Here is a 6,554-nt window from a genome sequence, read left to right on the forward strand (position 1 = left end):
GGCACTTTGCCATGTTCGCTATGCAGAATTCTCGCACCCTCTTTGACGGACTTAATATAAGCCTCCACACTCAAAACTTTCTCGGTACTTGCCAGATCAGTTTTATTTAAGATTGTAATATCAGCATAGGTAATTTGTTTAAATGCTGCTTCGCTATCAAAGTGTTCGGGGGTAAATGTTTCTGAATCAACCATCGTTACGATCGAATCCAATCGCGTCATATCTCGTAATTCTGTGCCCAAGAATGTCAAGATAATCGGTAATGGATCGGCGACTCCAGTAGTCTCAATCACCATGTAATCAACCTTGTCTTCCCGCTCCAATACCTTGTAAACTGCGTCTACTAAATCCTCATTAATAGTGCAACAGATACAACCATTACTCAGCTCTACCATCCCTTCATCGATCGATACCAGCAGTTGACTATCGATATTGATATCACCAAATTCATTGACTAAGACAGCAACCTTTAGGCCCTGTCTATCGCTCAGAATATGGTTTAATAAGGTAGTTTTACCACTACCCAAAAACCCAGTAATAATCGTCACAGGCATTCCCCGTTTGGGAACTTCGAGCGTAGCTGTGGTTGGATGCGCGATCGTTTGAGTCATGTAGATTCCTTAAATTAAATAGCAAGGCATTCAGTTAATTGTGTTCTAATTGCCTCAGCGTTCAAATTTCTTCCGATAAATACCAATTGATTAGCATTAAGTGGTGGAGAACGACTGGCAGATTTTTCTACCGAAATGCTCTTCATTTCATACCGTTTTCCACTCATTTGGAGAACATGACGCAATTGGCTACCCTGAAATTTGAGGATACCTTTAGCTCGATAAATATCTGAAGGTAATCGATCGAGAAAGTCCTGAAACTTGGGTAAAATGAGCGGTAGATCGCTCTCAAATGAAACTGCGATAAATCCATCATTTAGAAAATGATGAGAGTGTTCGTGACTCGATTTGGACGATCTGAGAGTATTATTAATCCCCACATCTAAAATCAATGGTAATGGGACTCGACTATATTCAGTCGTAATAATCCGTGCATTTGGGGCGATCGATCGAATATAGTTCTCCAACTCAGCCACAACTTTAGAATCGACTAAATCGGTCTTATTCAACAGAATAATATCGCCAAAAATCAGTTGATTTAATGCGGCTTCACTATGATAATGCTCCGATGTAAACGATGCTGCATCTACTACTGTCAGCACCGAATCAAGCCTAGTTATCTGCTGTAACTCCGTAGTTGTAAAGCTTCGCACGATCGGCAATGGTTCGGCAATTCCTGTCGTTTCAATTACCAGATAATCGATCGATTCAGCCCGATTCGCAATTGCCCAAACCGCATCAACTAAACTTTGATTAATCGTGCAGCAAATACAACCATTAGCTAATTGCACCATATTTTCATCCACAGCTACCAATAACTGTGAATCGATATCGATATCCCCAAATTCATTCACAATTACCGCAACTTTCAAACCCTGCCGATTGTTGAGAATATGATTGAGTAGCGTTGTTTTACCACTCCCTAGAAAGCCTGTGACGATCGTTACAGGTATTTCATGTTGAAGAAGCTGCGCTGACTCCGCACAAATTTGGGTAACTGAATCAGTCATAATTCTCCCCCTCCTCAACTCTGCGAATAAGTCTCAGTCAGTTGACAAACTAATGCCCGCTTTTGCATCATCTGAAAAATGTTATAAAATCCATTAGCACGAGAAGGAGTTAGGCTGACATCTAGTCCAGTTTGCTGAATAAAATGCGGCGTTAATTTCATAATTTCGGTAGGAGTCAACCCATCCAATCCTTCCACTAATAAACCCACTAATCCCTTCGTAATTTGGGCATCAGAATCAGCTTGAAAGCTGACCTTTCCCGCATCAACCGTCGCTGTCACATAAACTTGCGATGCACAGCCAGGAACGCGGTTCTCTGGGATTTTCTGGTCTTCAGGGAACGTCGCAAGACGTTTGGCAAAGTGCAGCAGGTACTCATACCGCCGTTTTGATTCCGATATCTGTTGGAAACGTTGGATAATTCGACCCAGTGCGGGCGGTAGTGGCTGGGAGACTGGCGACATATCAATCTGAGGCGAACCATTATTACAGGAATGATAACCATTATCATGATATCGGATTTTCAGCTAGTTTAACAGATAGAATGATAATCGTTCTTACGCTTTGGTGATGATTCATCCATGCTCGATCCATTAACGACGCTCCCCGAATTCATCGATCGACCGAATTTGGGTTGCGACTGGTAGCCAGCTAGACGCTCGAAATCATCCTTTATTGCAAGATGTTTTGGCTGCTCATCCGATCGAATGTGTCAATGGGTTGCCTGTCGTTGATGAGCATCTGCGCTGGCAAGGCTGCGAGTTATTTATCATGGGTGGTTTAGCAGCATTACGAGTTGGCCCAGCGGCTCGAAATCTCTCAGGTGCGAGGGCTGCAAGCGTTGGCGTAGCCTACCGGAGGTAATCGAATCGTTCCAGCTTTGACGAAATCTACTATTGCCAGTATCAATGGATAGATACAGCAAAAATCATTGAATATCTCTCTGCCTAACGTTCGCAATCACCGAGCGAACTTGATGTATGTTATGGTTGAGACTATTCACGATAATGATTCTCATCCTTAATATTTCATGCTAGAGATTCAGCAATTAGCTGTTAATTACCGTGGCGTGCGTGCTTTAGAGCAAATTGACTTTCGGATCGAGCCAGGTGAATTAGTGGGGCTAATTGGGCCGAATGGAGCGGGTAAGAGTACATTACTCAAGGCGATGCTAGGGCTAATTCCGACCGCTAGCGGTACGATAAAATATTGTACTTGTCCATTGTGTCAGCATTTGGAACGGGTGGCATATGTCCCCCAAAGATCTCAGGTTGACTGGGATTATCCAATTACCGTTTGGAATGTGGTGATGATGGCGCGTACCCGTCAATTAGGTTGGTTGCGTCGTCCAGGTGCAGCGGCGAAGGCGATCGTCAATGGGGCACTCGATCGAGTTGGGATATTGGATCTCAAAGATCGGCGGATTGGGGAGCTTTCTGGTGGGCAACAGCAGCGCGTATTTTTAGCCCGCGCCCTCGCTCAACAAGCAGATTTGTTCTTATTTGATGAGCCATTTACGGGCATCGATAAAAAAACTGAAGCCGTACTTTTAGAAGTTTTTGCGGAACTGCGAACTGCGGGTAAAATTTTGCTAGTTAGTACCCACGAATGGGGAAAATCTTTGAGCCAACTCGATCGAATTTTGCTGCTCAATCAAAGTCTAATTGCCGATGGTTCGCCTGCACAGGTAATGACTCCGGCTAATCTGCAACAAGCTTATGGTGTCTCATTTCATCAGCATGGCGTTCGAGATCCTGGCGCAGATTTATTCTGTTAATAGATCGCTGTTTCAATTATTAATCCTAATATGCTAAATTTTCTCGTCGAGCCTTGGCAATATGAATTCATGCGAAATGCGATCGCAATCGGCATTCTCGTCGGTATCTTATGTCCGGTAGTTGGTAGTTATCTAATCGTCCAACGGATGGCATTGTATGGAGACGTAATTGCTCATGCTGTGCTGCCAGGATTATCGCTTTCATTCTTTTTGGGCATCGATATTGCGATCGGGGCATTTATATCTGGAATCATGGGTGCGGGGACTATTTCCTGGATTCGATCGCAATCTAGAGTCAAGGTTGATGCGGCGATGGCTTTAACCTTTTCTAGTTTCTTTTCAGTCGGAATTATCTTAATTTCTGTACTTAGAAATAATATCGATCTCGATAGTTTTCTGTTTGGCGATATTCTCGGTACGACGACAACCGATATCTATCGAACGGCAGGTGTAACTGCTTTAATTATTACAGCAGTTTGGTTATCTTATAAAGAGTTATTACTCTATACATTCGATCGAACTGGAGCTGAAGCGATGGGCCTACCAGTTAGAGTCATTCATCTCGGATTTATGTCCGCAATTACGCTGACGATCATCGCTAGTATGCAGGCAGTAGGGGTAATTTTAGTGATTTCGCTATTAGTTGGGCCAGCTTTAACAGCATATTTACTCGTCAAAGAGTTACATCAAATGATGATTTTGGGTGCGATTATCGGTGCATTTGCGAGTCTGAGTGGAGTGTATATTAGCTTTCACCTCAAGCACGTACCATCTGGCCCTGCGATTGTAATTGTATCTTCAGGATTATTTATCCTCGCACTGTTATTTAGTCCATCTCAAGGTATCTTGACTCAACGATTTAGATTACCATCTTAACTGCTAGCTAATATTGGGCAAACAATATTAAGATTGCAAAGAACCCTTTATCACTAGCTGTAGGCATTATGGGAAGTTGGCAAGCGATTGGGGCATCGATCGTGTTTATTAGTGTCATTGGCATCATTATTATGGAGTGGATGCCACTAGCGATCGCGGCAATGCTGGGCGCGTTACTATTAATAGTTTCCAATATTTTGACACTCGATCGAGCGATCGGCTATATTGCCAGCAGTCACACCACACTGGCGCTATTTTTTGGGGTGATGGTGATGATTAGGGCCTTAGAACCCACTCGGATCTTTGAGTATTTGGCTACCCAAATGGTGATCCTAGCAAAGGGTAAAGGCAACCGTCTGTTACTGGGGATTGTGGCAATTACCACCCCGATTTGTGCCGTTTTACCAAATGCCACCACAGTCATGCTCCTGGCTCCTTTGATTCCACCGTTAGCTCAAGAAATCGGCGTAGATTTCGTGCCGCTGCTGATTCTAATGGTGTTTGTTGCTAATAGTGCGGGATTATTAACTTTGGTGGGAGATCCAGCGACTTTTATCGTGGGTAGTTCGATTAAGATGACATTTATTGATTACCTCCAAACCCTCAGTTTTGGTGGCGTGTTGGCAGTACTAGTCGTCGTAGCAACTTTACCATTTTTATTTAAGAAGATCTGGCAAACTGAACTTCCCCACCCAGAGACACTGCCCCGTATTACGATCGAGCATCCTCGCACGCTAGGATTAGGATTAGTAGTTGTCTTGCTGGTGCTAGTTTTCTTTGTCGTCGGTGAAACGCTGCCCATACCGATTTCCCCAGCCACCGTAGCCTTGCTAGGTGCCGTGCTGTGCCTACTACTTGCCCATCACAGCAAAATTGATTCCGTCAATCATATTCTGCGAGATGTAGATTGGAGTACGCTGCTATTCTTTATGAGTATTTTCGTGCTGATTGGTGGATTGCAGTATACGGGAGTCGTTAGCAGTGCCTCCAGTGTGTTGGCGGTGATATTAGGTAAAAACATCGCCTTGGGAGCGATTTTACTACTATTCTTTGTCGGATTGCTTTCGAGCGTAGTGCCAAATATTCCGTTGGTAGTGGCAATGGTGCCATTGCTGAAGGAATATTTAGTCAATGCTGGATTTGTCGGGGCGGAAATCCTCAATCCTGGCTCGACTACGCCACTCCCGCCAGAGGTACTGCCGCTGTTCTATGCCATGATGTATGGAGCAACTTTAGGTGGTAATGGTACCCTAGTTGGTGCATCGGCGAATATTGTTGCAGCAGGTATCTCCGAGCAGCATGGTAGACCAATTTCTTTTCAACGATTTCTCTATTATGGGTTGCCAACAATGGGGTTGCAACTAGTCGTGCTGGCTGCCTATGTCAGTGTTGCTTTTTTGCGGAAATAATTACCACAAATTGAGTTATCGCCTCTGAATTATTCAAAAAATAATCTGGTTTCAAACGATCGAATACCGCCGCTCGAAGCTCTATGTGCAATTACGGAATACTCATAAAACTCTAGGGCTAGCAACTAATAAACTAAATATAGCAGGCTGCTGATGTTAACGCAGATTGTCGTTAGGCAAAACAGCTAGCCAAGTAAGCAGAAGTCCCACACGAGCCATTAAGCACAAGAAATACCCTGGCAAAATCCAAGTTAGAGCAACTAGAATTTTCGGAGTATGACTTAATCTGCGTGGCATTTTTAACATGGCTAATTTTCCGATGATAACCTCGATCGACAAACCATTATAAGGCGTTAAAATGCGGGATTATTTGGCTATTTCCCTGCATCAGACTTGAATCGGTTAATTTATCTAATGCTTGAACTTGACTATTCAGACTGGTACAAGTGCAAAAAGTACCAAACGATCGATTGTAAAATATTAATCTCAGTTGAAATCAGTCCTCACACTCCATGCAGTCTTTACAGCAACTCCTCGATTTCGATCGCCTGCATGTTTGGCATCCCTACGCAGCGATGCCCAATCCTTACCCCGTGTTTCCGGTGGAGTCAGCTCAGGGTGTTCATATTCAGTTGATGGATGGTCGAGTGCTGATTGATGGCATCTCTTCGTGGTGGACTTGTATTCACGGCTATAACCATCCTCGCTTAAATCAAGCTGCTCATGCCCAAATCGATCGCATGTCGCACATTATGTTTGGGGGTCTGACGCACCAGCCAGCGGTGGATTTAGCGATGAAATTGATTGCGATTACGCCAGATCCACTCCAACAGGTGTTTTTTTGTGACTCTGGCTCGGTAGCGGTTGAGGT

Annotated in this window: 7 protein-coding genes and 1 pseudogene; 5 read left to right on the plus strand and 3 right to left on the minus strand. The window is 44.0% G+C overall.

The features are described from left to right. The 3 genes from RMO55_RS15795 to RMO55_RS15805 form a co-directional block, all read right to left on the minus strand. Window positions 1–611, minus strand: a 611-nt coding sequence (locus RMO55_RS15795) for a GTP-binding protein (RefSeq protein ID WP_310427986.1), incomplete at its 3' end; no start/stop codon positions are given. 14 nt (window positions 612–625) lie between these two features. Beyond that, window positions 626–1,621, minus strand: a complete 996-nt coding sequence (locus tag RMO55_RS15800) for a GTP-binding protein (RefSeq protein ID WP_310427988.1) — start codon at window positions 1,619–1,621, stop codon at window positions 626–628. A 14-nt stretch (window positions 1,622–1,635) separates the two neighbouring features. Further along, the gene (locus tag RMO55_RS15805) at window positions 1,636–2,085 is read right to left on the minus strand and encodes a SufE family protein (protein WP_310427990.1); all 450 of its coding nucleotides are present in this window, start codon (window positions 2,083–2,085) and stop codon (window positions 1,636–1,638) included. A 157-nt stretch (window positions 2,086–2,242) separates the two neighbouring features. Here RMO55_RS15805 and RMO55_RS22330 point away from each other — a divergent pair. The 5 genes and pseudogenes from RMO55_RS22330 to RMO55_RS15830 form a co-directional block, all read left to right on the plus strand. After that, window positions 2,243–2,537, plus strand: a pseudogene (locus RMO55_RS22330) (FAD-dependent oxidoreductase); the annotation flags it as partial. 114 nt (window positions 2,538–2,651) lie between these two features. After that, window positions 2,652–3,398, plus strand: coding sequence for a metal ABC transporter ATP-binding protein (locus tag RMO55_RS15815; RefSeq protein WP_310427994.1), 747 nt, complete (start codon window positions 2,652–2,654; stop codon window positions 3,396–3,398). A 30-nt stretch (window positions 3,399–3,428) separates the two neighbouring features. Further along, window positions 3,429–4,274, plus strand: coding sequence for a metal ABC transporter permease (locus RMO55_RS15820; RefSeq protein WP_310427996.1), 846 nt, complete (start codon window positions 3,429–3,431; stop codon window positions 4,272–4,274). Between the two features lie 68 nt (window positions 4,275–4,342). After that, window positions 4,343–5,683: an SLC13 family permease gene (locus RMO55_RS15825; RefSeq protein WP_396134349.1), complete on the plus strand. Its 1,341-nt coding sequence runs from the start codon at window positions 4,343–4,345 to the stop codon at window positions 5,681–5,683. A 512-nt stretch (window positions 5,684–6,195) separates the two neighbouring features. Further along, window positions 6,196–6,554: aminotransferase class III-fold pyridoxal phosphate-dependent enzyme (locus RMO55_RS15830; RefSeq protein WP_310427998.1), on the plus strand; the 359-nt coding region annotated here is incomplete at its 3' end.

The sequence above is a fragment of the Chamaesiphon sp. VAR_48_metabat_135_sub genome, assembly GCF_031418915.1.
GTDB lineage: Bacteria > Cyanobacteriota > Cyanobacteriia > Cyanobacteriales > Chamaesiphonaceae > Chamaesiphon.

What these genes read in the sequence shown, in the direction of transcription:
- RMO55_RS15800 (WP_310427988.1), bottom strand. Translation starts at nt 1,621, where the DNA reads ATGACTGATTCAGTTACCCAAATTTGTGCGGAGTCAGCGCAGCTTCTT.
- RMO55_RS15805 (WP_310427990.1), bottom strand. Translation starts at nt 2,085, where the DNA reads ATGTCGCCAGTCTCCCAGCCACTACCGCCCGCACTGGGTCGAATTATC.
- RMO55_RS15815 (WP_310427994.1), top strand. Translation starts at nt 2,652, where the DNA reads ATGCTAGAGATTCAGCAATTAGCTGTTAATTACCGTGGCGTGCGTGCT.
- RMO55_RS15820 (WP_310427996.1), top strand. Translation starts at nt 3,429, where the DNA reads ATGCTAAATTTTCTCGTCGAGCCTTGGCAATATGAATTCATGCGAAAT.
- RMO55_RS15825 (WP_396134349.1), top strand. Translation starts at nt 4,343, where the DNA reads ATGGGAAGTTGGCAAGCGATTGGGGCATCGATCGTGTTTATTAGTGTC.